We start from the raw sequence: 24,002 nt of genomic DNA on the forward strand, positions 1-24,002 counted from the left end.
CACCCCCAAAATTAAGCAACAGAACGCTCGTACTGTTATATTGATTCCAGGACGTGCGCGAGGCCCAGCCCAAGTAGCCCCGCGTACTGATACCGAAACAACTACTGCACCTACATAGGAAGTGGAGCTAACAACTATGACTGCTAGCAAAAACTCCTTCAATGCCCTGAGCACCCTTGAGGTTGGCGACAAGTCCTACGACTACTACGCCCTCAACGCTGTTCCGGGCATGGAGAAACTCCCGTACTCTCTCAAGGTTCTTGGCGAGAACTTGCTGCGCACCGAAGATGGCGCCAACATTACCGCTGAGCACATCGAGGCTATCGCCAACTGGGATGCATCTGCTGAACCCAGCATTGAAATCCAGTTCACCCCGGCCCGTGTCCTCATGCAGGACTTCACCGGTGTTCCCTGTGTTGTCGACCTGGCAACTATGCGCGAAGCCGTCAAGACCCTCGGTGGCGACCCCGATAAGGTCAACCCCCTCAACCCCGCCGAGATGGTCATCGACCACTCTGTGATCATCGAAGCATTCGGTTCCGACGACGCTCTGTCCAAGAACGTCGAAATCGAGTACGAGCGCAACGAAGAGCGCTACCAGTTCTTGCGTTGGGGCTCCAAGGCATTCTCCAACTTCCGCGTCGTTCCTCCGGGAACCGGCATCGTCCACCAGGTCAACATCGAAAACCTGGCTCGCGTCGTCTTCGATAATGAGGGCCTCGCATACCCGGACACCTGCATCGGTACCGACTCCCACACCACCATGGAAAACGGCCTCGGCATCCTGGGCTGGGGTGTTGGCGGCATCGAGGCTGAAGCAGCAATGCTTGGCCAGCCCGTCTCCATGCTGATCCCCCGCGTCGTTGGCTTCAAGCTCACTGGCGAGATCCCCGCTGGCGTTACCGCAACCGACGTCGTTCTTACCATCACCGAAATGCTGCGCCAGCACGGTGTTGTCCAGAAGTTCGTCGAGTTCTACGGCTCCGGCGTCAAGGCCGTTCCGCTGGCCAACCGCGCCACCATCGGCAACATGTCCCCAGAGTTCGGCTCCACCTGTGCCATGTTCCCGATCGACGAAGAGACCACCAAGTACATGCGCCTTACCGGCCGCTCCGAAGAGCAGGTCGCACTTGTTGAGGCTTACGCCAAGGCACAGGGCATGTGGCTGGACGAGAACACCCCCGAGGCCGAGTATTCCGAGTACCTCGAACTCGACCTGTCCACCGTGGTTCCCTCCATCGCTGGCCCGAAGCGTCCCCAGGACCGCATCCTGCTGTCCGAGGCGAAGGAACAGTTCCGCAAGGACCTGCCCACCTACTGCTCCGATCCGGTAACCGAGGACGAGTCCCCGGCCGCAATCCGCATGGGCGGCGAAGGTGAAGACCAGGAAGACGGCGCCAACCTCGCGCCGAGCTTCAACTCCTCCCGCGAAGGCCACGGTGAGTCCGCAGCTGTAGGTGCTAAGGGCCGTGCCTCCAAGCCGGTCGTCGTGAAGTCCCCCAACGGTGGCGAATACACCCTCGACCACGGCATGGTGGCCATCGCCTCCATCACCTCCTGCACCAACACCTCCAACCCCTCCGTGATGATCGGCGCAGGCCTGATCGCACGCAAGGCAGCGGAGAAGGGCCTGAAGGCAAAGCCTTGGGTCAAGACCATCTGTGCCCCCGGCTCCCAGGTCGTCGACGGCTACTACAAGCGCGCTGACCTCTGGAAGGATCTCGAGGCTCTGGGCTTCTACCTCTCTGGTTTCGGCTGCACCACCTGTATCGGTAACTCCGGTCCCCTGCCCGAAGAGGTCTCCAAGGCCATCAACGAGCACGACCTCACCGCTACCGCAGTGCTGTCCGGTAACCGCAACTTCGAGGGTCGTATCTCCCCCGACGTGAAGATGAATTACCTCGCGTCCCCGATCATGGTGATCGCCTACGCTATCGCCGGCACCATGGACTTCGACTTCCAGACCCAGCCGCTCGGCCAGGACCAGGACGGCAACGACGTCTTCCTGACCGACATCTGGCCCTCCACTGAGGAAATCGAAGCCACCATCGAGCAGGCCATCTCTCGCGAACTCTACGAAGCTGACTACGCTGACGTGTTCAAGGGCGATGAGCAGTGGCAGAACCTCCCCACCCCCGAAGGCAAGACCTTCGCATGGGACGAGAAGTCCACCTACATCCGTAAGGCACCCTACTTCGATGGCATGACCATGGAAGTAGAGCCCGTCAAGGACATCAAGGGCGCACGCGTCCTTGCCAAGCTGGGCGACTCCGTCACCACCGACCACATCTCCCCCGCTTCCTCCATCAAGCCCGGCACCCCCGCCGCGCAATACCTGGATGAAAACGGCGTGGCACGCAACGACTACAACTCCCTGGGTTCGCGTCGCGGCAACCACGAGGTCATGATGCGCGGCACCTTCGCCAACATCCGCCTGCAGAACCAGCTCGTTGACATCGCCGGTGGCTACACCCTTGACTTCACCAAGGATGACAAGCCCCAGGCCTTCATCTTCGATGCTTGCGAGAACTACAAGAAAGCCGGCATCCCGCTGGTCGTCCTCGGTGGTAAGGAATACGGCACCGGTTCTTCCCGCGACTGGGCTGCCAAGGGCACCAACCTGCTCGGCGTGAAGGCTGTCATCACCGAGAGCTTCGAGCGTATTCACCGCTCCAACCTCATCGGCATGGGCGTCATCCCGCTGCAGTTCCCCGCTGGCGAGTCCCACGAGTCCCTCGGCCTGACCGGCCACGAGGTCTTCGACATCGAAGGTATCGAGGAGCTCAACAACGGCACCACCCCGAAGACCGTTCACGTCACTGCAACCAAGGAAGACGGTTCCACCGTCGAGTTCGACGCGGTTGTCCGCATCGATACCCCCGGTGAAGCCGACTACTACCGCAACGGCGGTATCCTCCAGTACGTGCTTCGCAACATGGCTAAGGCCTAGAGCCTGCGCCTGACGCGGCGTCATTAATCATTGTGACGCCGCACCTCCCGCCCACCACTGCGCCACACGGTGTCACTGGTGGGCGGGGGTGCTTTATCAACCAGTCACAAGTCGAGGAGAATGGCAGTGCCAAAAGTCAGTGACGCTGACCTTAACCAGCGGCGACATGACATTCTAGAAGGCGCCCGCCGCTGCTTTGCCGAATACGGCTACGAAGGCGCGACCGTCCGCCGCCTCGAAATCGCAACGGGAAAATCCCGCGGCGCAATCTTCCACCATTTCACGGACAAAGAAAACCTTTTTCTGGCCCTTGCGCGCGAAGACGCCGCCCGAATGGCTGAAGTGGTCGCCGGAGAAGGCCTCGTCGAGGTCATGCGGGACATGCTCACCCATCCCGAGCGCTACGACTGGTTGTCCACCCGCCTAGAGATCACCCGTTTACTGCGCACCGACGCCGCGTTCTCCGCGCGGTGGCGCGAACACCAGGCTGTCCTTGATGACGCCGTGAGGGGCAGGCTGCAAGCAAACGCTGCCGCCGGCCGCATGCGCGACGACGTACCCGTCGGCGTGTTGCAGGTATATCTCGACACCGTGATGGACGGTTTTATCTCCCGCCTCGCCTCTGGTGAAAACACCAGCGAGCTGGTGCAAGTGCTCGACCTTGTTGAGGACTCCGTACGTAAGCATTGATGGGGTAAGGGCTCTCGCCCCACCTGTAGACTGCTTGGTATGCGATCATTCTTGCTAGTGTCACCACGCCACGGACAAACCATAGCTGCAGCGGAACACCGCGACTTTCTCACCGCCGCTGGTTTAGCACCCGAAGAATTAGACCAAGTAATGATCGACTCCCCCCAGGCAGAGCTGCCTGATCTGTCAGGTTACGACGGTATCTTTGTGGGCGGTAGCCCTTTTAACATCAGTTCTCCCGAGTACAGCGAAGAACAACTGCATGTTCACGAGCTGCTTGCGGAACTCATCGACAGCAAGACCCCCGTCATGTTCGTCTGTTTTGGCAACGGCCTCATCGCGCACCTCGACGGAGGAGCAGTGGGCCACACCCACCCAGAGTCTGCCGGCCCAACCACCGTTGAAATCACCCCTTTGGGCGCCCTAGATCCGCTGCTCAGCGACATTCCCCAAAGGTTCACTGCGCTGACTGGCCACACCGAAAACGTCACTGTGGTGGGCGCTCACTCCGTCGTTCTTGCTACCGGCGAAACATGCCCTGTGCAGATGGTCCGCGCCAATGACACCACGTGGGCATGCCAATTCCATGCCGACATGGACGCCATCGCTATGAAAAACCGCATGGATTTCTACAAAGACTACGGCTATTTCAGCCCGGAAGCCTACGACAGCATCGTGTCCTCACTGCCTGAAATCGACACGACGTACGCTAACCAGATCTTGCGCAACTTCGTCCGTTACTGCACCACCTAAACCCCAGAGGCTCCACCATGCGCCCCTTCCTCCTTCTATCGACCAGGCCTGAAACACTGGCAGCCGAGGCTGAGTACGCTTCTTTTGTCGACTGCCTTCGCATCGCCCCGTCACAGTTGGTATAGCACAGGGTTGATCAGGCACCTCTTGGAGATGTGTGCCTCGAGGACTACGCGGGCGTCATTTTGGGTGGTGGCCCGTTCAACAACACTGATACGGATAAGTCGGAGCTTCAACGCCGCGTTGAAGCCGACCTCGTGAAGCTCGCAGCCCAGTTGATTGAGAAAGACTTCCCTACCTTCGGCGCATGCTACGGGGTGGGAATTATTGGCACGGCTATAGATGCTGAGCTTGATAGGGCTTATGCGGAGGAACCCGCAGCTGTGGCTGTTTCCCTAACCGCTGAGGGCCAGGCAGATCCCTTATGTGAGGGGCTTCCATCGGAGTTTTACGCACTGGTTGGGCACAAAGAGAATTGCGCTACACTGCCCGAGTCAGCCACCGTACTTGCCACAGGGCAACAGTGCCCGATTCAGATGTTCAAAACTGGTGAGAATGTTTACGTCACGCAGTTTCACCCCGAGCTCGACCATGACAGCTTTGCCCAGCGGCTCGACATTTACAAAAACGAAGGCTACTTTGACCCGGCGGAAAAACGTAGGATCAACAGCCAAGCTGCGCGCTATGCTGTCGACACCAGCGCACGCCTGCTACATAATTTCTCGACCCGCTACATGCCTCGGAGGTAGAGTTTCGCTGCGAGATGCTGGGCGGGCACGCCGAGGTAACCGATAAGCCGTTTTGGCTTCGACACCGCGTATACGTAGCCTTTCACGGCCCCTCGCTTGTCCATTGACACGGCGAAGCATTCTTCGCCTCGCTCCGGGTGCTTGTCGGTCGTGCCGTAGCTAAAACAAGCCCATTGGTGCTCGATACGCTCGACGTCCACAATGATGCATTCAGCATATATAGGGCCGATATGTAGACCAACAGTGCGCCCTGAGCTGTCTTCACTAAGCTCTGCAGCATCAGTGCGGAGTAGAGGAAGGCTATTGTGCATCCTCCAGGAAAAGATGTTCCTAGCTGCTTCTTCCCAACGCTGCGGGCCATAGCCCAACAGCTTCGAGTGTTTCAGCGTCAGAAAACCGCTCGGCACGTGCGTCCGGGTAGCGCCAGAAGACACAGACTTGGCTTCGATGCCAAGATCCTGCTTGAGAAGGGATAGCGTACTGCCTCTTAGGGACTCGGGATAGCTCAATGACGGGGGCAAAGGTGCCATGCGGCCACCTTACCCCCGTTGATGTCACTTAGCTACGCCTTGAGGCAGCTCAGGGTTGATATTGGGGTAGCGCGTCTAGATCCCGGGATCCGAGGGTGCCACAGCTGTCGTCCTCAGTTTTGCCCAGGTGGTATGCGGCCACAGCTAGAAGCCCCCAGACAACCGCAAGGTAGACGAGCATCATCACTAGTGCTGTAGTACTCATTGTCTAGGACTCCTTCGCGAACTCAGGCTTGAGCTGCATGTGTGCTGCGTCTGCTTGGGGGTCTACCAGGTGCTGTCCGAAGGGAGCTCCCCTGCCAGTGAGTGGCACACCGAAGTCACCGGCGGGAGGACCATCAACGATGGTGCCCCGAGGCCACGGGATACGCGACAAGCCAAAGGCCCCCAGATACAGCACTAATCCAAGTATCCAGCCGAAGATGACCACTTTTTGGGATGCGTAGCCGCCGTAGCCTTCGATCAGCAATAGGCGAACTTCCAGGACGAATGTGATACCTAGGATGAGGGGCGTGATCACCGTCAGGCTGAAATCCCACCAACGGCCAAGCTGAAGCGAAGAAACAGCGTTGACGTGGGCACGTAATTCGGGGGTCCGCTTGAGTACCCACCCGATAGTGACGGTAGATATTACAGCGATGAGCACAATGCCCAACACATTGACGAATTTGTCGACGATATCCAAGGACCCTAGCCCGGTGGTGACGGGGAACAGTATCAGAGATGGGATCGCGCATGCCACGCCCACAGCGATGGATGCTGTGCGACGTTCAAGACGGAACTTGTCTTGGAAGCTGGAGACAACGACTTCGACGATGGTGACCAGCGAGGTAAAACCAGCGATAAATAGGGAGCCGAAAAACAGGACACCGAACAGCGGGCCGCCATGCATTTGGTTGATGATGGTTGGGAAAGCGATGAACGCCAAGCCGATGCCTGAGGTTGCGACCTCATCAACCGCGACGCCAGAGGTAGAGGCCATAAAACCGAGGGTGGCGAACACGCCGATACCCGCCAAGACTTCGAAACCGGAGTTGGACAGTCCTACGACGGTGCCCAGTCCCGAAAGGTTTGAGCGGCGCTTGAGGTAGCTTGCTTGCGTCATCATGATGCCGAAGGCGATTGCTAGAGAGTAGAAAATCTGCCCATAGGCCGCCATCCATACGGTGGGGTCGGCTAGTGCCGACCAGCGAGGGGTGAAGAAGGCTTCGAGCCCTTCGCCTGCGCCGGGTAGAAACAGTGAGCGGCCCACCAAAATGAGGAAGAGGACGATCAAAGTCGGGACGAAAACACCTGAAAGCATGCCCGTTCCCTTACGTACACCTAGGGCCATGACTGCGATAATGAGAACCCAAATGACCGCCAGGGTGATAGCAATGGGCCACACCACAGTCGTCGAATTGATGGATTCATTGTCAGCGTGGAGAAATTAGCCCAAGAAGAAAGCCTCAGGATCATCACCCCACGCGAGTTTGAGCGAAAACCAAGTGTAGATCGCAGACCAAGCCAAAACTACTGCGTAGTACACAGCGATAATGTAGGTGATGATTGTCTGCACCCAGCCGATGCTCTCTGTGCGTCGAGAGATACGCCTCCAAACCAAGGGGGCGGCACCGCGGAAGCGGTGACCGAGCACATAATCCAGTACGAGAACTGGAACGCCGGCTGTAATCAGAGCAACAACATAGGGCAAGAGGAATGCTCCGCCGCCATTGTCGTAGGCGATGTAGGGAAAGCGCCAAATATTTCCAAGACCGATTGCAGAACCGATAGCAGCGAAGAGGAACATACTGCGCCCGGTCCATGTCACACGCGCAGGTGCCTGGCTCATACGGGTGTCCTTTATTGAAGAATGTTCAATGACTTACCTGGGCGGTAGCTCGACTAGAGACCCAAACGTTGATGAACTTATCAGACCAACCGGTATGTTTTCTTATCGGGTCGCCAGATTGGCGATAGGCCGTGCCTTAGGCCAACTCAACGATCTCCATGTAGTCGTCGTTCCACAAGTCTTCCACCCCATCGGGAAGCACGATCACGCGTTCGGGGTCGAGCGCGCGGACAGCACCCGGATCGTGGGTGACCAACACGACGGCGCCCGTGTACGAGCGTAAGGCATCAAGGACCTGTTCACGCGAGATGGGATCCAGGTTGTTGGTGGGCTCGTCGAGCAACAGTACATTCGCGCGTGAGGAAACCAAGGCGGCCAACGCGAGACGGGTTTTTTCACCACCGGATAGGGTGCCGGCGGGTTGTTCAAGTTGCTCGCCTGAAAACATGAATGCGCCAAGGAGGCTACGCAAGTCCTGCTCCCCTGCATCCGGGCAGGCCCGGATCGTGTTCTCCCACACCGACAGATCGCCATCGATCGTGTCGTGTTCCTGAGCAAAATAGCCAATCTTCAGGCCATGCCCGCTGACGATTCCACCCTCGCCGTCTGTTCGTTCCACGCCGGCCAGCAGCTTGAGCAGAGTTGTTTTACCCGCGCCGTTGAACCCAAGGACCACGACTCGCGAACCTTTATCAATGGCGAGGTCTACGCCCGCAAACACTTCGAGCGAGCCATACATTTTCGTTAACCCGGTCGCATTGAGTGGCGTTTTTCCACAGGGTGCGGGTTCGGGGAAGGAAATATGGGCCACCTTATCAGCCTGGCGGATATCGTCGGTGCGCTCCACCATTTTTTCCGCCCGGGCCAGCATTTGCTTGGCTGCTGCAGCCTTGGTGGCTTTTGCCCCAAGCTTGGCGGCTTGTTGGCGTAGCGCTGCGGCTTTCTTTTCGGCGTTGGCGCGTTCGCGGCGTCGGCGTGCTTCATCGGTCGCACGCGCGTCGAGGTATTTTTTCCAGCCCATGTTGTAGATGTCTGCCTCGCCTCTCACGGCGTCGAGGAACCACACTTTGTTGCACACTGCCTCGAGCAGTTCCACGTCGTGGGAGATCATGATCAACCCACCTTCGTGTTTTTTGAGGAATTCCCTCAGCCAGGAGATTGAGTCTGCGTCAAGGTGGTTGGTTGGCTCATCCAGCAGCAAGGTCGTTGTGGATTTTCCTGAACCTTGTGACGCCGCGAAAAGGATCCGCGCCAGTTCAACGCGGCGTCGTTGTCCACCCGACAGGGTTTTAAGCTGCTGATCCAGAATCCGCGCTTCGAGCCCCAGAGCGTCGCAGATGCGGGCTGCTTCGCTGGAGGCTTCGTAGCCGCCGAGCGCATGGTATTGCTCTTCCAACCTGGAGTATTTGCGGATTGCGGCGTCGCGTTTCTTGTCATCGCTGGTGGTTTCCATGATGTCTTGTTGGCGATCCATCGACGTCATGATTTGGTCCAGGCCGCGGGCCGACAGCACTCGGTCGCGGGCGGTGACTTCGATGTTGCCTTCCCTGGGGTCCTGCGGCAGGTAGCCGATGTCACCGGAGCGGATGACAGTGCCCCCGTAGGGCTCGCCCACCCCCGCCAAGATACGCATAGTGGTTGTTTTACCAGCACCGTTGCGCCCAACGAGCCCGATGCGGTCGCCGGGCTGCACCCGTAACAGTTGTCCAGGGGCGTTGAGCAATGTTCGGGCGCCGACGCGTACTTCGAGGTCGTTGGTGACAATCACAGGGTGCTACTCTACCGCCTGCTTTTAGGGTTTGCGGATTGAGGCACCAAATACCACTGCGGCGATCAGTAGGCACATTCCTCCGATGCCGATGAGCAGGCCACGTAGCCAGCTTCCTTGGGGCTCAGTGGTTGCGCTGAGTTCGGCGGCCGCAGCTGTTGTGGCGGCGGCATCATCATTTGGTGTGCTTGATGACGTCGCGTTGGCTGGTGTTGCAGTTGTGCCTGCAGGCTTCAGCGGCGTGACCGGTGGCGTCGAGGGGATGGGGTTGGCGGGTTTAACCACCGGTTTTTGAACACTAAATGAGAATCCCCACGTTATAAGTAGCCGCACACGTGCTAAAAGAACCCGGCTGCGGCAGCGCACTACCCCCGGTTATAGTCACACCATGGACAGTGCACCACAGGCCATACCGCAACAACAGCCGGTCCCCGACCTGACAAAGCCCTATGACCTGGTGATCATCGGGCTCGGGCCGGCGGGTTGCATGCTGGGATCACGCGCAACCCACGCCGGCCTCCGTGTCCTCGGAATCGACCCCACACCACAATGGAACAACACCTACGGCATATGGGACTACCAGGTACCACCATGGCTGCCCACCGACGGCGCATCCTCAACACCCGCCCGCGTGCACGCCAACGGCACATCACGCAAGCTGCCCGGCCGCTACCTGATCCTCAACAACCAACGCACACGGTCACGCTTGATCACCTTCGACACCATTGCGGTCCAGGCGACAATCCTCTCCCCCACCAGCGTGCGCGTGGCAGGACACAACATCACAGCGCCCATTGTCGACTGCACTGGCGCAACCCCCGAACAGCCTAGTGGCGATGAAGCGACAGTCGTCCAGCAAGCCTACGGCCTAGTGTTCACAAATCTTCCCAAACACGAGGACAACGCACGCTGGATGGACTTCCACACGCCCTGGGCACACACCCCGCACGACGAACCCCCACACAGCACCGAGACCTTCGGATATGTCGTGCTCACGCCCCAGGGCCTACTGATCGAAGAAACGCTGCTCTTGGGTGCACCCACCACTTGGAAGCAACTAGAGCAACGACTTCACGCACGAATCATCGATGTACTCGACATCCCCCACCCCACACCCGACGGGCCGGTCGAAAAAGTATTCATCCCCCTGCACACCCCTCTGACTGACCGCACGCCCAACGGAGTGCTGGCCTTTGGAGCGCGGGCGGGATTCATTGACCCCATGTCCGGCTACAGCCTTGCAACCAGCGCACACTACGCAGACGCCTACGTTCGATGGTTGATGGACCACCGCGACGTCATCACCCAAGGACACAAACCAGCAGCACCGGTACCGTGGCTGGCTGCGCACGCACGCGCAACCAGAGCACTACGGCGCGGTTGCACATGGGCCATGGAATTCCTCGGTGCACGTGGACACCAATTGGAACTCGTCCAGGCGTCACTGATGTTGCCTGGCGGACAATTCCAAGACTTCATCACACCATGGGTCTCCCCGTGGCGCTTTGCGGGCCTGCTACCGCTGGTACTACTCAAGCTGGTCGCAACCCGCATAAAGGCATGGTGGACAACTACACGCTAAAGCCCAAGGCGCGCAGCTGCTCGCGACCCTCCTCAGTGATCATCGCGGGCGTCCACGGTGGCATCCACACCCACTGCAGCGTGAGCTTGGTGGCTACACCATTGCCCACAACAGCAGCCTCTGCCTGATCCTCCAGGACATCAGTTAATGGGCACGCCGGCGAGGTAAGCGTCATGTTGACGACGGCCTCCGTGCCATTTTCAATCCAAATGTCGTAGACCAAACCCAGATCAACAACATTGATCCCCAGCTCTGGATCAATGACGTCGCGCATGTACTCTTCCACGTCACTTGCGCGCGCAAGATCCTCAGGAGTCTGGGTGTCGGGGCGTTCCCGCAGCTCCTTGGGCTGGACATCTGAATCTTCGGTGGTGTTTGTGGGTTCTTCCGAGGTCATGGTACTCCTGTGAAAAGTAGGTCTTAGGAAGGGGGGCTATTGTTCGTCGAGTGCTTCTGCCGTGGCCGCCTGGAAGGCCTTCCAGCCCAGCAGTGCACATTTGACGCGCGCTGGGTATTGCGCAACGCCAGAAAAGGCCACGCCGTCGCCGATCAGATCCTCATCGCCCTGTTCCTTGCCGCGGGAGGTAATCATCTTTTCGAACTCCGCGAGCTTGGCCATGGCCTCCTCCACAGGACGGCCGACGATCTCCTCAGCCATGACAGAGGTCGATGCCTGCGAGATCGAGCAGCCCTCGGCGTCATAAGAAATGTCTTCAACGGTTGTGCCGTCTTCCGACAGGTGCACGCGGAGTGTTAGCTCGTCGCCACAGGAGGTGTTGACGTGGTGCACCTCGGCATTGAAGTTATCCCGGAGGCCTGCATGTTGTGGATGCCGATAGTGATCAAGGATGACCTCTTGGTACATCTGCTCAATGTTCACCGAAAAACTCCTTTGCTTTCCTAACCGCGGCGGCAAGCCTATCGACTTCTTCACGCGTGTTGTAGAGGTAAAACGATGCCCTGGCGGTTGCTTGTGCTCCCAGAGTACGGTGCGCAGGCCAAGCACAATGATGGCCGACGCGGATGGCGACCCCTTCGGAGTCCAGAATCTGGCCCATGTCGTGGGGGTGCACACCTTCCAGCAGGAAGCTGACAGCGCTACCCCGCAACGTCATGTCCGTAGGCCCAACGATACGCACACCGTCGATAGCTGTGAGCTGCTCAATGGCGTAGCTCACCAGCTGGTGCTCGTGAGCGCTGATGGCATCCATACCGATGGAGCTCAAAAACCTCACCGCAGCGCCAAGAGCGACCACCTGGCTGTTCATCTGGGTGCCGGCTTCGAAACGCTCCGGAGCCGGTTGATAGGTGGAATGCTCCATACGGACGATTTCGATCATGCTTCCCCCGAAGGTAACCGGAGGGAGCTTGTCACGCAGCTTGGGCGCGATGTAGCAGACGCCGATGCCGGTGGGACCACACATCTTGTGCCCGGAGAAAGCTCCGAAATCTACGCCGAGTTCCGCGAAGTTAACGGGCATGTGCGGCACGGATTGGCAGGCGTCAAGCACGGTAAGTGTCTGGGGTGCTTCGCGCTGAACCTTGTCCATCATCGCGGCGACGTCAGTGATAGCGCCGGTGACGTTGGATTGGTGGGTGAAGGCAACCACCTTGACGCTGGCGTCGAAGGCCAGGGAGTCAAGGTCGATGCGCCCGTCCACGGTGGCGCTCAACCAGCGTAAAGTCGCCCCCGTACGCCGTGCTAGTTCCTGCCAGGGTACTAGGTTGGCGTGGTGCTCAAGTTCGGTCACCACTATGGTGTCGCCCGGCCCGACCGCAAGGGGGTTGGCGGCAGTGGCGTCCTGCGTGCGGCTCGCTTTCTTGTCACCCGAACGGGAGTCGCTAAAGAAATAGGCGATCGTGTTCAGTGCTGCAGTGGCGTTGCTGCAGAAGGAAATGTCCTGGCTGCTGGCGCCGACAAATGCGGCGATGTCCGCACGTGCTTGTTCGTACGCATCGGTCGCTAATTCTGCTAGCTGGTAGGCGCCGCGGTGAACCGGAGCGTTGGTTCCCAGCACGAATTCCTCTTCGGCCTTCCACACTGACCGTGGGCGTTGTGACGTCGCGCCCGAATCAAGGTAAGCGAGCGTCTGGCCGCCGCGCACGCGTGTGCTGAGGATCGGGAACTCCTCCCGGATGGCGGCGGTGTTCAGGCTGCCATCCGGGAGAGTGAACGCTGGGGTGCTCATGTTACTTGATGAAGCGATCGTAACCGTGTGCTTCGAGCTCGTCAGCAAGTTCGGGGCCACCAGAGGTGACGATCTTGCCGTCGGCGAACACGTGAACAAAGTCGGGGTGCACGTAGTTGAGGATGCGCTTGTAGTGGGTGATCATCAAAACGCCACCGTTTTCGCGCTCCTTGTAACGGTTGATGCCCTCGGATACGACGCGGAGTGCATCGACGTCTAGGCCGGAGTCGGTCTCGTCCAACACGGCGAACTTAGGCTTCAGGAGGCCAAGCTGCAAAACCTCGTGGCGCTTCTTCTCGCCACCCGAGAAGCCCTCGTTAACGCTTCGCTCAGAGAACGACTTGTCGATGGAAAGCTCTTCCATTGCTTCGCGGACTTCCTTAACCCATTCGCGGAGCTTGGGAGCTTCGCCACGGATTCCGGATGCTGCTGTGCGCAGGAAGTTAGCCATGGACACGCCGGGTACCTCGACGGGGTACTGCATAGCCAGGAAGAGGCCAGCGCGGGCGCGCTCATCGACATCCATGTTGAGAAGGTTCTCGCCGTCGAGTAGGACTTCGCCCTCGGTCACTTCGTACTTGGGGTGACCTGCGATGGTGTAGGAAAGGGTGGATTTGCCGGAGCCGTTGGGGCCCATGATGGCGTGGGTTTCACCAGAGTTGATGGTGAGGTTGACGCCTTTGAGAATTTCCTTGCCTGCTTCGTCATCGTTGGTGACGACCTTTGCGTGAAGGTTTTTGATTTCGAGAGTGCTCATGTGTGTTTCCTTATGATCCCAGTGAATGAATGTATCCGTTAGCGCTGCGTTGAGCGCGAATGCGTTTACAGCTCCGTTTGTTCGAGTTCTTCAGCGATTCGGCTTTCGAGTGCATCGCGTACGGCCGGCACCGGGATGCGGCCAATGACCTCAGAGAAGAAGCCACGAACGATAAGTCTGCGGGCTTGCTCGCTAGTGATACCGCGCGACAGCAGGTAGAACAGCTGCTCGTCATCAAAACGTCCAACGGTCGCAGCATGGCCAGCACCAGCGATTTCGCCGGTTTCGATCTCCAAGTTGGGCACAGCGTCTGCACGGGCGCCCTCGGTGAGGACAAGGTTGCGGTTGACCTCGTAGGTGTCCGTGCCCTGCGCATTGGAGCGGATAAGCACATCGCCCACCCAAGAGGTGCGGGCGCCCTCGCCTTGCAGTGCGCCCTTGTACATCACGTTGGAACGGCAGTTGGCGACAGCGTGGTCCACCAGCAGGCGCTGTTCAAAGAACTGCCCTGCATCGGCGAAGTACACGCCGAGCATTTCCGCGTCGCCACCGGGCGCGGTGAAGCGCACAGAGGGAACGAGTCGCACCAGTTCGCCACCGAAGCAGGCGACATTGTGGCGGAAGTAAGAATCGCGGCCAAGGACAGCCTTCTCGCCGGCGAGGTGCACGGCGTCATCATTCCAATCCTCGTGCACAACAACGGTCAGACGAGCATTGTCGCCCACCAGGTATTCGTGGTTGTCAGCATGGGTACCGGAACCAACAAAATGAAGGTTGACGAACGCCTCGGCGCCCTCCTCCACGTCAATGGTTAGTGCACCAAAGGACGTCACACCGTCCCCGCGCCCCGTGACAGTAATGGTGATGGGCTCGTTGACAACCGCGTTCTTCTTCACAGTCACCAGCGTTGCCTTCTCGGCAGCAGTCCACGCCTGTGCACCAACGCGGTCAACCGCGCCGCCGGCACGACCAATCCGATCGTCATCGACCGAGACGCGCTCGACAGTGAGGTCGGCGCCTTCAGGAACATCCACCGCGACGTCAGGACTGACAGCTTCGGCGAAAGTGCCATCATGAAGACCGCGCAGAGAACGCAGGGGCACAAAGCGCCACACCTCATCGCGTCCCTTGGGCACGTCAAAGTCCTCGACGTTGAAAGAGGTGAAGAGGTCACCCTTGTTGTTGTGGTACGTGGCGTTTTTCACCGGCATGGTGATTTCAGTTTCCTGCATGGTTGTTAGCCCACCGATCCTTCCATCTGCAGTTCAATCAGGCGGTTGAGTTCCAGCGCGTACTCCATTGGGAGCTCCTTAGCGATAGGCTCCACGAAACCACGAACGATCATCGCCATAGCTTCGTCCTCGGGGATACCACGGCTCATTAGGTAGAACAGCTGATCTTCAGACACCTGAGAGACAGTAGCCTCGTGGCCAAGAGACACGTGATCGTTGCGGATGTCGTTGTATGGGTAGGTATCCGAACGTGAGATGTTGTCAACCAGCAAGGCGTCGCACTCAACGTTCGAGGTCGAGTGGTGGGCATCCTTGTTGATCTGAACCAACCCGCGGTAAGCGGCGCGACCGCCACCACGCGCAACCGACTTCGACACAATATTCGAGGAAGTGTGCGGTGCCATGTGCACCATCTTGGCGCCGGTGTCCTGGAATTGGCCTTCGCCGGCCATCGCAACAGACAGCACCTCGCCCTTGGCATACGGACCAGTCATCCACACAGCCGGGTACTTCATCGTCACCTTGGAACCAATGTTTCCATCGACCCACTCCATGGTGGCGCCCTCTTCGCACTTGGTACGCTTAGTCACCAAGTTGTAGACGTTATTCGACCAGTTCTGGATGGTCGTGTAGCGGCAGCGACCGCCCTTCTTCACAATGATCTCCACCACGGCGGAGTGCAAAGAATCAGACTTATAAATCGGCGCGGTGCAGCCCTCGACGTAGTGAACGTAAGCGTCCTCATCGACGATGATCAGGGTGCGCTCAAACTGACCCATGTTCTCGGTGTTAATGCGGAAGTACGCCTGCAGCGGAATGTCCACATGGACACCCTTGGGGACATAGATGAAGGAGCCACCAGACCACACTGCGGTATTCAGCGCGGAGAACTTGTTGTCACCTGCAGGAATAACCGTACCGAAGTACTCCTTGAACAGCGCTTCGTGCTCGCGTAGCGCGGTGTCGGTGTCGACGAAAATCACGCCCTTTTCCTCCAAATCCTCGCGGATTTGGTGGTAGACGACCTCGGACTCGTATTGGGCTGCGACACCCGCGACGAGGCGCTGTTTCTCGGCTTCCGGAATGCCTAGCTTGTCGTAGGTGTTTTTAATGTCCTCGGGAAGCTCTTCCCAGCTGGTGGCCTGCTTCTCAGTTGAGCGGACGAAGTATTTGATGTTGTCAAAATCGATGTCCGACAAGTCAGCACCCCACGTAGGAAGGGGCTTCTTGTCGAAGATGCTCAGAGCCTTCAAGCGAGTGTCAAGCATCCACTGTGGTTCGTTCTTCTTGGCGGAAATGTCAGCTACGACATCAGCGTTGAGGCCTCGTTGTGCGGAGGCACCAGCGACGTCTGGGTCATGCCAGCCGTAGTTATACGCACCAATTGACTGGATAATTTCCTCGTCAGTTTTTGGCGCGTCCACAGTTGTTTGACTCTGAGTCATCGTCCGCTCCTTTCAAGTGTGTTAAGTGTTTAAATCCGAATGTGTGACGCCGTCGCCGTCCGCGTCCGAACAGCAGTGCTGTCGGGTTCGTGGTTGAACGACGTTCAAAGGGATGTGCGTTGTACAAATGCCATGGCCTTCCGCAATGGAAGCTAGAGGCTGAATATGTGTGCCGAGAAGTTCAGCAATCACGTCGTGTTCGGCCTCGCAGAGCTCTGGGAACTCCGCTGCCACTGCTGAAATTGGGCAATGGTGTTGGCACAACTGCACACCGTTGTTGGTGTCACCGAGCGAAGCTGCATAGCCGTGCTCAGCGAACTTGTCGACGAGGGCCCGGGCTGTGGCCAAAGTCGACTCCCTATGTGGGTCGGTGTCGTGGGTTAGTTCGCCCACTATATCCTCCACCCGGCTGCGAGCGAAGGCATAGATTGCGTCGGACCCACCGGCTTCACGCAACGAGCGCAACGCAGCTGCCGCCAGCGAGTCGTAATTGTGACCAAAGTGGGCTCGCCCAGCATCAGTCAGTTTAAAAAGCTTTGCAGGCCGACCCCTACCCCGGCTACGGCCAGCCCCACCATGTGGGGCGCGTGGGTGGAAGAATTCTGCAGAGCCTTCGTCAACAAGGTTGTCCAGGTGGCGACGGACACCTGCGGCCGAAAGGCCGAGTTCATTTCCGATGTCGGCCGCACTCAAAGGGCCACCGTGTAGCAGTAGGAGGAGGATTTGACTGCGGGTATTCGTGTGCGCCGAAGTGGGCGAGGATACATGGTTACCCATGTTGTCGCCCTGCATGTTCGCGTTCGTCGCGCGCGCGTTCGCCTGCTTCAAAAGTCCTCAATGCTCAAGGTGTGAAAAGCCCGTCGAGGGACGGTATCGGAAAATTAGACAACACCAGTGTTCCTTAATTCCGTGTGTTGCGCCAATTGCCCAGTTGAGAGGGAAATTCTATACACTAGTGCGGGTGAGCATTTCCCCCCTGCAGCGCGCCTGGCGCTATCTTCAACGCGACCTCCCCTCGCTGGGAGCCTTGGGTTCGAAGACCTCCACGCTGCACGTGGAAAACCGGCCTGCCGCCCCCACCACAGCTCCAACCCGGGGCTATCGAGACCTCACCATTGCCGAAACCGTTCGCTTCAACATTTTGCGTTGGCTGGGAACGCTCGGGGCCTTGCTGATCGGTCTCGGCGGGCTGGGTGCCGGGGCGCTACCTGTGGTCGATAACAGGTACTGGAGCTTTCCCGGAGGAAGCATCATGGGGCGGCTGCTTCAAACCTCGTCCATGGTAACAATGGTCGGCGTTGGATTATTGGTGACCGCCTGGCTGCTGGCTATTCCTTTCGTAGGCGTCGCGCTGACAACCGCAGACAAAATTCGCCCGCGTGCTTCGAAGTCTCTAGTTAAGAGAACCTTCATCACGTGGGTAGCTCCGATTATTTTGACCGCCCCGTTGTTCAGCCAAGATGTCTATTCCTATTTGGCCCAAGGGTCTATCGCAGCACAGGGCCTTGACCCATATTCCGGGGGCCCTGCTGACCTCCTCGTAGTCGACAACCCACTGGTGCGTTCTGTGCCTTACATTTGGGCGCACTCCCCTTCCCCCTATGGGCCCGTTGCCTTGGGCATAGCCGAAGCAATATCTCGGGTGACACATGATCACATCGTGGCCGCAGTGTTCGTTCATCGCCTGGTGTCCATTCTCGCAATGGTTGTCACCGCGTGGGCGCTCACCCGATTAGCTAAACGCTGCGGTGTGAGCGCGCAGGCCACACTCTGGTTGGCCATTCTCAATCCGTTAGCACTGCTACATCTCGTGGGGGGCGTGCACAACGAGACCATCATGCTTGGCTGCGCCCTCGCCGGCTTGGAATGCGGATTGCGCGGCATTGACCACCTAAACATGGGGCTTCGCGGTGACGCCTTTGTCTGGCTTCTGTGCGGCTCTGCCCTAATCTCCTGCGGTGGCATGGTCAAGGTCACCGGCTTCATCGGTCTAGGTTTTCTCGGGATGGCCGTTGCTCGAGTGCTGCGCGCACGTGAGGTGCCGCAATGGATTGCACTGTCGGGCGCAGCAGTATTCGAAGCACTATGCTTGGTTGGCTCTGTTGTCTTGGTTACTGCTGTAACGGGCATTGGCACCGGGTGGATTAGCGGCCAAGGCGGCGCAGCAACCATCCGCAGCTGGATGTCTATGACCACCAACGCAGCGGTAGGGGCCGGCACCTTGGGAATGCACCTCGGTCTTGGGGACCACATTGACAGCATCGCTATTTTCACCCGTGGAGTCGGCATGGTTGTGGGGGCAGCACTAACCCTCCGACTGCTCATTGCGACCTACCTCGGACGAATCCACCCCCTGGGCGGTCTTGGCGTGTCCACGTTGGTCCTCGTAGTGCTGTTCCCTGTAGTCCACCCCTGGTATGTGCTGTGGGCAGTGGTTCCGCTTGCCGCATGGGCCAACCGGCCAGTGTTCCGCATCCCCGTTATTGTCTATTCGGCATTAATGAGCTTCTTCGTCCTCCCTAGAGGTTTGGCGCTCCAACCCGGCACCGTATTGAGCATCTATCTCGGTGCGCTTCTGGTGTACCTCAGCTTTATGCTGTGCGCCTGGTGGCTGTTTCGCAAGATCCTGGCCTAAACTTGTCTGTCGTGACTGACATGCCTATATCCACCGCAGCCTTACAGGCCTCTCAACCAGCAACGGCACAACGCCCTGCGGCCCTAGAGCTACGCGACGTCGTTAAGCGATTTGGTGACTTCACGGCGGTGGATGGACTGTCCCTCAGCGTGCCCCGAGCCTCCGTGTTAGCGCTACTTGGCCCCAACGGAGCCGGGAAAACAACCACCATTGAGATGTGCGAAGGGTTCAGCAAACCGACCTCGGGTCAGATCCGGGTGCTCGGCCTCGATCCAAGTACACAGGCCAATGAAGTTCGCCGCCGCATCGGCATCATGCTCCAAGGCGGTGGAGCCTACCCAGGGATCAGGGTTGCCGAGATGCTTCACCTGGTGGCCTCCTATAGTGCCAATCCCTTAAATGAACAATGGCTGCTGGACGCCGTAGGGCTATCCGCGCACGCCAAAACCTCTTTCCGAAGGCTTTCTGGAGGCCAGCAGCAGCGACTGTCTCTAGCCTGCGCGCTTGTGGGTCGACCGGAGCTCGTATTCCTCGATGAACCTACCGCCGGTATGGATGCGCAATCGCGACTGGCAGTCTGGGAATTGATAAGCAGGCTGCGTGAGGACGGCGTCACCATAGTGTTGACGACCCACCTCATGGATGAAGCTGAAGCGCTCGCCGACCACGTGGTGATCATCGACCAAGGCCGAGTAGTTGCGCAAGGTACTCCAGCACAGCTGCGGACCCAGGGTGCCGGCAGCATCATCTCTTTGGAAACAACAACCCCCCTAGACCCTGAGGCCTTCGAACGGGCCGTTCCCGGAGTATCCCTAGGTGCTGTCAGGCCCTCGACCTACCGCCTGGAGTGCGGCGGAGGTATAACTCCTGAATTAATTGCTTCGGTAGCTAATGCAGCGGCCGAGCAGGGTTGCTTGATCCGCCACCTGGGCACTGATCAACAGTCCCTGGAAGATGTATTTTTGTCCATCACCGGGCGAGAGATGAGGAACTAGACCATGACTACCCCAACGACGCACGGTCGCGGTCGCTTCGATGATGTTTCTTTCGCACCCGATCCCCGCAGGGCTTCCACGGCCTCTATGGTGCGGGCGCAGGCGGCTATCGAATCGAAACTTTTTCTACGCCATGGAGAGCAACAACTGCTCAGCCTGGTAATCCCCTTTGTATCTCTTGTAGCCCTCACCGTTTTCGACGTGGTGGAAATGGGGTTGGATGTTGTTTTCCCCCTGACCCTAGCGATTTCTGCCATGAGTTCGGGTTTCACGGGGCAGGCCATCGCTGTGGCTTTCGACCGTCGTTATGGTGCGCTTAAACGCATCGGCGCTTCCGGTGTTCCCCCGTGGACCATTATTGCCGGCAAGGTCACGGCCGTGCTTGCCGTCGCTGCGGTACAAACTCTCATCTTGGGTGTGACTGCCGTGGTGTTGGGATGGCGAGCCGCGCCTGTTGATGTCGCGTTGGCCGCGGTGGTCTTGATTCTGGGTGTCGCAGCTTTCTGCGCGCTCGGTTTGCTTCTGGGCGGCACCCTTGGCTCTGAGTTTGTGCTTGCATTCGGTAACCTTCTGTGGTTCTTATTCGTCGGTATTGCTTCTTATGCGACGATCCGTTTGGGGGCTACTCCCCCGCTATGGCTTGAGCTTGTTCCTAGCGTGGCTCTTGCTGAAGGCCTCGAGTCCGCGTTCGCGGGGCATATTCCAGTGGTTGAATGCGTGATCATTGGCGCATGGGTGCTGGTCGGATCGGTCGCCGCCACCCGATTGTTTAAGTTCACATAGATTTCTTCTTGTAGCTGGGGTGTCCTTGGGTGCTTCAGGGGTGTGCCTGCGTCTATGCTGTTTAACGTGACTGATAAAAAACCCCAGTTTGTCCAGCGTTTTTTGTCTTCTTTACGTAGTCAGAAGGGGCAGATGAGAGCAGCGATGGTGCTGCTTGTCTTCCAGGCCGGGATTGTGTTCACCGGTTCACTTGTGCGCGTGACGGGATCTGGTTTGGGCTGCGTGTCCTGGCCTAATTGCCACCCAGGTTCTCTGGTCCCCGTTGCCGGGGCGGCCCCTTGGCTCCACCAAGCGATTGAGTGGGGCAATCGTCTACTGACCTTTGTCGTTGCTGCTGGCGCTGTCGCTTTTTGGTATGCGGTATTCGCTGGTGGTCGCCGCCGTGAGTTGCGCTACCACGCGGTGTTCCAGTTTGTTGGCGTGGTCATCCAAGCCCTGCTGGGCGCAATGTCTGTGTTGCTTAAGCTTCAATGGTGGTCGGTTGCCATGCACTTCTTGCCATCGATGATCTTGGTGTGGGCTGCAGCAGTCGCATGGGTTCGTGTTCAGGAACCCGATGAAGGGCACCGTGTCGCCTTCTTCCCTGAACCGTTGCGTTGGCTGGCTGTAGGCTCCGCGGCGTCATTGGCTTTGGTGTTGGGGACAGGCACAATGGTGACGGGTGCAGGACAACATGCAGGCGACGCAGACGTGACTGAAAGCTCACGCTTGACCATTGATCTCGCCGAGATCGCGCATGTTCACGCCCACTTCATGTACCTCTACCTGGGCCTAACAATCGGCTTGATTGTTGCCCTGTACGCGGTGGCAGCGATCAAGGGCTCCGTGCTGGGTGACAATCCCGAGGCCGCCCGCCGTGCCCTGCGCTACGGTTGCGTGCTCATTGCCTTCATCGTCGTGCAGGCGGCTATCGGAATCATCCAATATCGTTGGGGTGTTCCGCGGTGGACTGTCCCCTTCCACGTGGGTTTGTCCGGCGTGGTGACTGCCTACACCGGTTTTGTTTTCGCGTTCGGCCGCAGGCGCGTGGCTTAGGCGCTAGTCTGGGTAGCCATGAAGGCTATCGTTGTTTCCAAGCATGGTGGACCAGAGGTTCTGGTCCCTTCAGAAATTAATGCCCCCACCCCGAGCGACTCGGAGGTCCTTGTGGCCGTCGACGTCGCCGGGGTGAATTTTATTGACGTGTATTTCCGCGAAGGCGTCTATCCCCATGAACTCCCGCTGACCCCCGGGTTCGAGGGTACGGGCCGAGTACTTCATGATCCTCGAGGCGAGATCGCCGAAGGAACGCTCGTCGCCTGGTGTGACGCGTTTGGTTCTTATGCGGAGCAGGTGTGTGTCCCCCGTGATCGCTTGGTGGCCGTGCCAGAGCAGGTAAAGCCGGAGGTCGCGGCGTCAATGTTGCTCCAGGGCATTACGGCGCACTACCTGACTGATGGGGTGTTCGCGTTGCAGGAAGGCCAGACCTGCTTGTTGACTGCTGGCGCGGGCGGCGTTGGTTTGCTGGCCACGCAGATGGCGAAGGCACGTGGCGCCCGCGTTATTTCAGTGGTGTCCACCGACGATAAAGAGGCCCTAGCGCGCGAAGCTGGTGCGGATGACGTTCTACGCTACGGCGACGACCTTGCGGAACGCGTTCGTGAACTGACTGATGGCCGCGGCGTGGATGTTGTTTACGACGGGGTGGGTAAGGATACATTCCAGCACTCCCTCGATGCTGTGCGCACACGTGGCACGGTGTGTTTGTTCGGTGCTGCTTCCGGGCCGGTGGAGCCTCTGGATCCGCAGGAGCTGAATGCGCACGGTTCTATTTTCCTCACGCGCCCGAGCATCGGAGCGTGGACCAGCGAGCCAGGCGAGTTCGCATATCGTGCCCAGGCTGTCGTGCAAATGATTGTCGATGGCACTTTAGATGTGCGGGTGGGTGCCGAGTTTGATCTTGATGACGCCGCGGTGGCTCACCGTGAGCTGGAACAGCGCCGCACGACTGGTTCGGTTGTGTTGAGGGTCTCACGCTAACCGCCCCACGGACCTTGTGGCGGGGACCTAGCTACCTGGCTTTTAGATCAGGGTGGGTAGGCCTAGCAGGGCGTCGATCGACAGCGCTAGGAACACAGCCGACAGGTAGTTGTTGGACATGATGAATAGGCGCATGGGGCGGACCTCGACGCCTTTTTTGACGCCTTGGTGGAGGCTAACCGCTAGCCAGGTAAACCATGCGCCGGCTGCGACCGTGACCACTGCGTAGAGCCAACCGGCGGCAGGAAGCAAAGCGAAGGTGGTCAACACCGTTGCCACTGTGTACGCGATGATCTGCTTGGTGACCTCAAGGGGCTTTTTCACGACCGGCATCATTGGAACCCCTGCGGCCTCATAGTCTTCCCGGTAGCGCATCGCTAGAGCCCAGGTGTGCGGCGGCGTCCAGAAGAAGATGATGAGGAACAGCACGATGGCTTGCCACCAGTTGTGGGGCTGTCCCGCAGGTAGGTTGTCTACGATGACTGCCCAACCGACCATCACAGGCATACATCCAGCAGCGCCGCCCCACACGACATTCATCGGCGTCGAACGCTTAAGCCACTTGGTGTAGACGAAGATGTAGAAAGCGATTGTCGCCATGACGAACAGTGCCGCTAGTAGCGAATGACACAGCAACCAGAGCCAGAAGAAACTAATGACGGTCAACGACCAGGCGAAAATGGTGGCATTGCGGTTGGATACCGTGTGCTTTGCCAGCGGTCGCCGTTCGGTGCGCTTCATGACCTTGTCGATGTCGGAATCGGCGATCATGTTGAAGGTGTTTGCTGCAGCAGCGCCCATCCACCCGCCGATCACGGTCAGCAAGATGAGAGCGATGTGGTTTTCGCCGCGGTCGGCCTGCAGCATTGCTGGGAATGTGGCGACCAGGAGCAGCTCAATGACCCTAGGCTTCGTGAGCGCAAAATAGGCCTTGATTGTCTCCAAGGGATTTTCCTCCAGCGCACGGTCGGTGCGGTTCGTGGTTACAAGTGCTAACTAGGACATGCTAGCCGTTTGTGTTGCTTATATCGACTCAGACACAACGAGGGGGCTATGGCAGTGGTTCGGCGCACTGTACTCGTGGGGCTGCATAC

General features: G+C 58.6%; 24 protein-coding genes. 10 read left to right on the forward strand and 14 right to left on the reverse strand.

What is annotated here, in order from left to right:
- Window positions 1-136: 136 nt before the first annotated feature.
- The 4 genes from acnA to L1C91_RS00570 all read left to right on the forward strand — a co-directional run bounded on the left by acnA (window position 137) and on the right by L1C91_RS00570 (window position 5,142).
- Window positions 137-2,950, forward strand: a complete 2,814-nt coding sequence (gene acnA / locus L1C91_RS00555) for an aconitate hydratase AcnA (RefSeq protein WP_234857515.1) — start codon at window positions 137-139, stop codon at window positions 2,948-2,950.
- 126 nt (window positions 2,951-3,076) lie between these two features.
- Complete coding sequence (locus tag L1C91_RS00560; protein ID WP_234857838.1) at window positions 3,077-3,640, forward strand: TetR/AcrR family transcriptional regulator; 564 nt, start codon at window positions 3,077-3,079, stop codon at window positions 3,638-3,640.
- Window positions 3,641-3,679: 39 nt separating this feature from the next.
- Window positions 3,680-4,393, forward strand: a complete 714-nt coding sequence (locus L1C91_RS00565) for a glutamine amidotransferase (RefSeq protein ID WP_234857516.1) — start codon at window positions 3,680-3,682, stop codon at window positions 4,391-4,393.
- Window positions 4,394-4,548: 155 nt separating this feature from the next.
- The gene (locus L1C91_RS00570; RefSeq protein ID WP_234857517.1) at window positions 4,549-5,142 is read left to right on the forward strand and encodes a glutamine amidotransferase-related protein; all 594 of its coding nucleotides are present in this window, start codon (window positions 4,549-4,551) and stop codon (window positions 5,140-5,142) included.
- Here L1C91_RS00570 and L1C91_RS00575 read toward each other — a convergent pair.
- From L1C91_RS00575 to L1C91_RS00600, 6 genes are all read right to left on the reverse strand, one after another.
- The gene (locus L1C91_RS00575) at window positions 5,124-5,672 is read right to left on the reverse strand and encodes a DUF1990 domain-containing protein (RefSeq protein ID WP_234857518.1); all 549 of its coding nucleotides are present in this window, start codon (window positions 5,670-5,672) and stop codon (window positions 5,124-5,126) included. The genes L1C91_RS00570 and L1C91_RS00575 overlap by 19 nt on opposite strands.
- Before the next feature lie 49 nt (window positions 5,673-5,721).
- Window positions 5,722-5,877 carry a methionine/alanine import family NSS transporter small subunit gene (locus tag L1C91_RS00580; protein WP_234857519.1) on the reverse strand — a complete coding sequence of 52 codons (156 nt, stop codon included), beginning with the start codon at window positions 5,875-5,877 and terminating at the stop codon, window positions 5,722-5,724.
- A gap of 3 nt (window positions 5,878-5,880) precedes the next feature.
- The gene (locus L1C91_RS00585) at window positions 5,881-7,062 is read right to left on the reverse strand and encodes a hypothetical protein (RefSeq protein ID WP_328219560.1); all 1,182 of its coding nucleotides are present in this window, start codon (window positions 7,060-7,062) and stop codon (window positions 5,881-5,883) included.
- Window positions 7,063-7,101: 39 nt separating this feature from the next.
- Window positions 7,102-7,503, reverse strand: a complete 402-nt coding sequence (locus tag L1C91_RS00590; protein WP_234857520.1) for a hypothetical protein — start codon at window positions 7,501-7,503, stop codon at window positions 7,102-7,104.
- Window positions 7,504-7,639: 136 nt separating this feature from the next.
- A complete protein-coding gene (locus L1C91_RS00595; protein ID WP_234857521.1) occupies window positions 7,640-9,271 on the reverse strand; it encodes an ABC-F family ATP-binding cassette domain-containing protein in 1,632 nt (543 codons plus the stop codon).
- 24 nt (window positions 9,272-9,295) lie between these two features.
- Window positions 9,296-9,556, reverse strand: coding sequence for a hypothetical protein (locus tag L1C91_RS00600; RefSeq protein ID WP_234857522.1), 261 nt, complete (start codon window positions 9,554-9,556; stop codon window positions 9,296-9,298).
- 103 nt (window positions 9,557-9,659) lie between these two features.
- Between L1C91_RS00600 and L1C91_RS00605 the strand changes: the two genes are divergently transcribed.
- On the forward strand, window positions 9,660-10,853 hold the full coding sequence (locus L1C91_RS00605) for a lycopene cyclase family protein (RefSeq protein WP_234857523.1): 1,194 nt from the start codon (window positions 9,660-9,662) through the stop codon (window positions 10,851-10,853).
- Here the strand turns inward: L1C91_RS00605 and L1C91_RS00610 are convergent.
- From L1C91_RS00610 to L1C91_RS00640, 7 genes are all read right to left on the reverse strand, one after another.
- Entirely contained in the window at window positions 10,843-11,250 is a 408-nt protein-coding gene (locus L1C91_RS00610) for a metal-sulfur cluster assembly factor (protein WP_234857524.1), read from the reverse strand. The genes L1C91_RS00605 and L1C91_RS00610 overlap by 11 nt on opposite strands.
- 36 nt (window positions 11,251-11,286) lie before the next feature.
- A complete protein-coding gene (gene sufU / locus L1C91_RS00615; protein WP_234857525.1) occupies window positions 11,287-11,733 on the reverse strand; it encodes a Fe-S cluster assembly sulfur transfer protein SufU in 447 nt (148 codons plus the stop codon).
- Window positions 11,723-13,042, reverse strand: a complete 1,320-nt coding sequence (locus L1C91_RS00620; RefSeq protein WP_234857526.1) for a SufS family cysteine desulfurase — start codon at window positions 13,040-13,042, stop codon at window positions 11,723-11,725. Before L1C91_RS00620 ends, sufU begins: the two co-directional genes overlap by 11 nt.
- 1 nt (window position 13,043) lies before the next feature.
- Window positions 13,044-13,799 (reverse strand): Fe-S cluster assembly ATPase SufC, encoded by a 756-nt coding sequence (gene sufC, locus L1C91_RS00625; RefSeq protein WP_234857527.1) that lies wholly within the window; start codon window positions 13,797-13,799, stop codon window positions 13,044-13,046.
- Window positions 13,800-13,864: 65 nt separating this feature from the next.
- Window positions 13,865-15,031 (reverse strand): Fe-S cluster assembly protein SufD, encoded by a 1,167-nt coding sequence (sufD, locus tag L1C91_RS00630; RefSeq protein WP_234857528.1) that lies wholly within the window; start codon window positions 15,029-15,031, stop codon window positions 13,865-13,867.
- A 5-nt stretch (window positions 15,032-15,036) separates the two neighbouring features.
- Window positions 15,037-16,476: a Fe-S cluster assembly protein SufB gene (gene sufB, locus L1C91_RS00635; protein WP_234857529.1), complete on the reverse strand. Its 1,440-nt coding sequence runs from the start codon at window positions 16,474-16,476 to the stop codon at window positions 15,037-15,039.
- Between the two features lie 21 nt (window positions 16,477-16,497).
- Window positions 16,498-17,253, reverse strand: a complete 756-nt coding sequence (locus tag L1C91_RS00640; RefSeq protein WP_419178682.1) for a helix-turn-helix transcriptional regulator — start codon at window positions 17,251-17,253, stop codon at window positions 16,498-16,500.
- A gap of 184 nt (window positions 17,254-17,437) precedes the next feature.
- Between L1C91_RS00640 and mptB the strand changes: the two genes are divergently transcribed.
- From mptB to L1C91_RS00665, 5 genes are all read left to right on the forward strand, one after another.
- On the forward strand, window positions 17,438-19,111 hold the full coding sequence (gene mptB, locus L1C91_RS00645) for a polyprenol phosphomannose-dependent alpha 1,6 mannosyltransferase MptB (protein ID WP_234857531.1): 1,674 nt from the start codon (window positions 17,438-17,440) through the stop codon (window positions 19,109-19,111).
- Window positions 19,112-19,131: 20 nt separating this feature from the next.
- Complete coding sequence (locus tag L1C91_RS00650) at window positions 19,132-20,106, forward strand: ABC transporter ATP-binding protein (RefSeq protein WP_234857840.1); 975 nt, start codon at window positions 19,132-19,134, stop codon at window positions 20,104-20,106.
- A gap of 3 nt (window positions 20,107-20,109) precedes the next feature.
- Complete coding sequence (locus tag L1C91_RS00655) at window positions 20,110-20,889, forward strand: ABC transporter permease (protein WP_234857532.1); 780 nt, start codon at window positions 20,110-20,112, stop codon at window positions 20,887-20,889.
- Window positions 20,890-20,955: 66 nt separating this feature from the next.
- Window positions 20,956-21,924, forward strand: a complete 969-nt coding sequence (locus L1C91_RS00660) for a COX15/CtaA family protein (protein WP_234857533.1) — start codon at window positions 20,956-20,958, stop codon at window positions 21,922-21,924.
- 18 nt (window positions 21,925-21,942) lie between these two features.
- Window positions 21,943-22,908, forward strand: coding sequence for a quinone oxidoreductase family protein (locus L1C91_RS00665; protein ID WP_234857534.1), 966 nt, complete (start codon window positions 21,943-21,945; stop codon window positions 22,906-22,908).
- A 42-nt stretch (window positions 22,909-22,950) separates the two neighbouring features.
- Here the strand turns inward: L1C91_RS00665 and L1C91_RS00670 are convergent, their stop codons facing one another.
- Window positions 22,951-23,868, reverse strand: a complete 918-nt coding sequence (locus tag L1C91_RS00670) for a heme o synthase (RefSeq protein WP_268836229.1) — start codon at window positions 23,866-23,868, stop codon at window positions 22,951-22,953.
- Window positions 23,869-24,002 lie beyond the last annotated feature (134 nt).

Source organism: Corynebacterium argentoratense (assembly GCF_021491455.1).
Taxonomy (GTDB): Bacteria; Actinomycetota; Actinomycetes; order Mycobacteriales; family Mycobacteriaceae; genus Corynebacterium; species Corynebacterium argentoratense_A.

What these genes read in the sequence shown, in the direction of transcription:
- L1C91_RS00620 (WP_234857526.1), bottom strand. Translation starts at nt 13,042, where the DNA reads ATGAGCACCCCAGCGTTCACTCTCCCGGATGGCAGCCTGAACACCGCC.
- L1C91_RS00640 (WP_419178682.1), bottom strand. Translation starts at nt 17,253, where the DNA reads ATGGGTAACCATGTATCCTCGCCCACTTCGGCGCACACGAATACCCGC.
- L1C91_RS00665 (WP_234857534.1), top strand. Translation starts at nt 21,943, where the DNA reads ATGAAGGCTATCGTTGTTTCCAAGCATGGTGGACCAGAGGTTCTGGTC.
- L1C91_RS00590 (WP_234857520.1), bottom strand. Translation starts at nt 7,503, where the DNA reads ATGAGCCAGGCACCTGCGCGTGTGACATGGACCGGGCGCAGTATGTTC.
- sufC (WP_234857527.1), bottom strand. Translation starts at nt 13,799, where the DNA reads ATGAGCACTCTCGAAATCAAAAACCTTCACGCAAAGGTCGTCACCAAC.
- L1C91_RS00580 (WP_234857519.1), bottom strand. Translation starts at nt 5,877, where the DNA reads ATGAGTACTACAGCACTAGTGATGATGCTCGTCTACCTTGCGGTTGTC.
- L1C91_RS00610 (WP_234857524.1), bottom strand. Translation starts at nt 11,250, where the DNA reads ATGACCTCGGAAGAACCCACAAACACCACCGAAGATTCAGATGTCCAG.
- L1C91_RS00650 (WP_234857840.1), top strand. Translation starts at nt 19,132, where the DNA reads ATGCCTATATCCACCGCAGCCTTACAGGCCTCTCAACCAGCAACGGCA.
- L1C91_RS00655 (WP_234857532.1), top strand. Translation starts at nt 20,110, where the DNA reads ATGACTACCCCAACGACGCACGGTCGCGGTCGCTTCGATGATGTTTCT.
- L1C91_RS00575 (WP_234857518.1), bottom strand. Translation starts at nt 5,672, where the DNA reads ATGGCACCTTTGCCCCCGTCATTGAGCTATCCCGAGTCCCTAAGAGGC.
- L1C91_RS00565 (WP_234857516.1), top strand. Translation starts at nt 3,680, where the DNA reads ATGCGATCATTCTTGCTAGTGTCACCACGCCACGGACAAACCATAGCT.
- acnA (WP_234857515.1), top strand. Translation starts at nt 137, where the DNA reads ATGACTGCTAGCAAAAACTCCTTCAATGCCCTGAGCACCCTTGAGGTT.
- L1C91_RS00605 (WP_234857523.1), top strand. Translation starts at nt 9,660, where the DNA reads ATGGACAGTGCACCACAGGCCATACCGCAACAACAGCCGGTCCCCGAC.
- sufB (WP_234857529.1), bottom strand. Translation starts at nt 16,476, where the DNA reads ATGACTCAGAGTCAAACAACTGTGGACGCGCCAAAAACTGACGAGGAA.
- sufD (WP_234857528.1), bottom strand. Translation starts at nt 15,031, where the DNA reads ATGCAGGAAACTGAAATCACCATGCCGGTGAAAAACGCCACGTACCAC.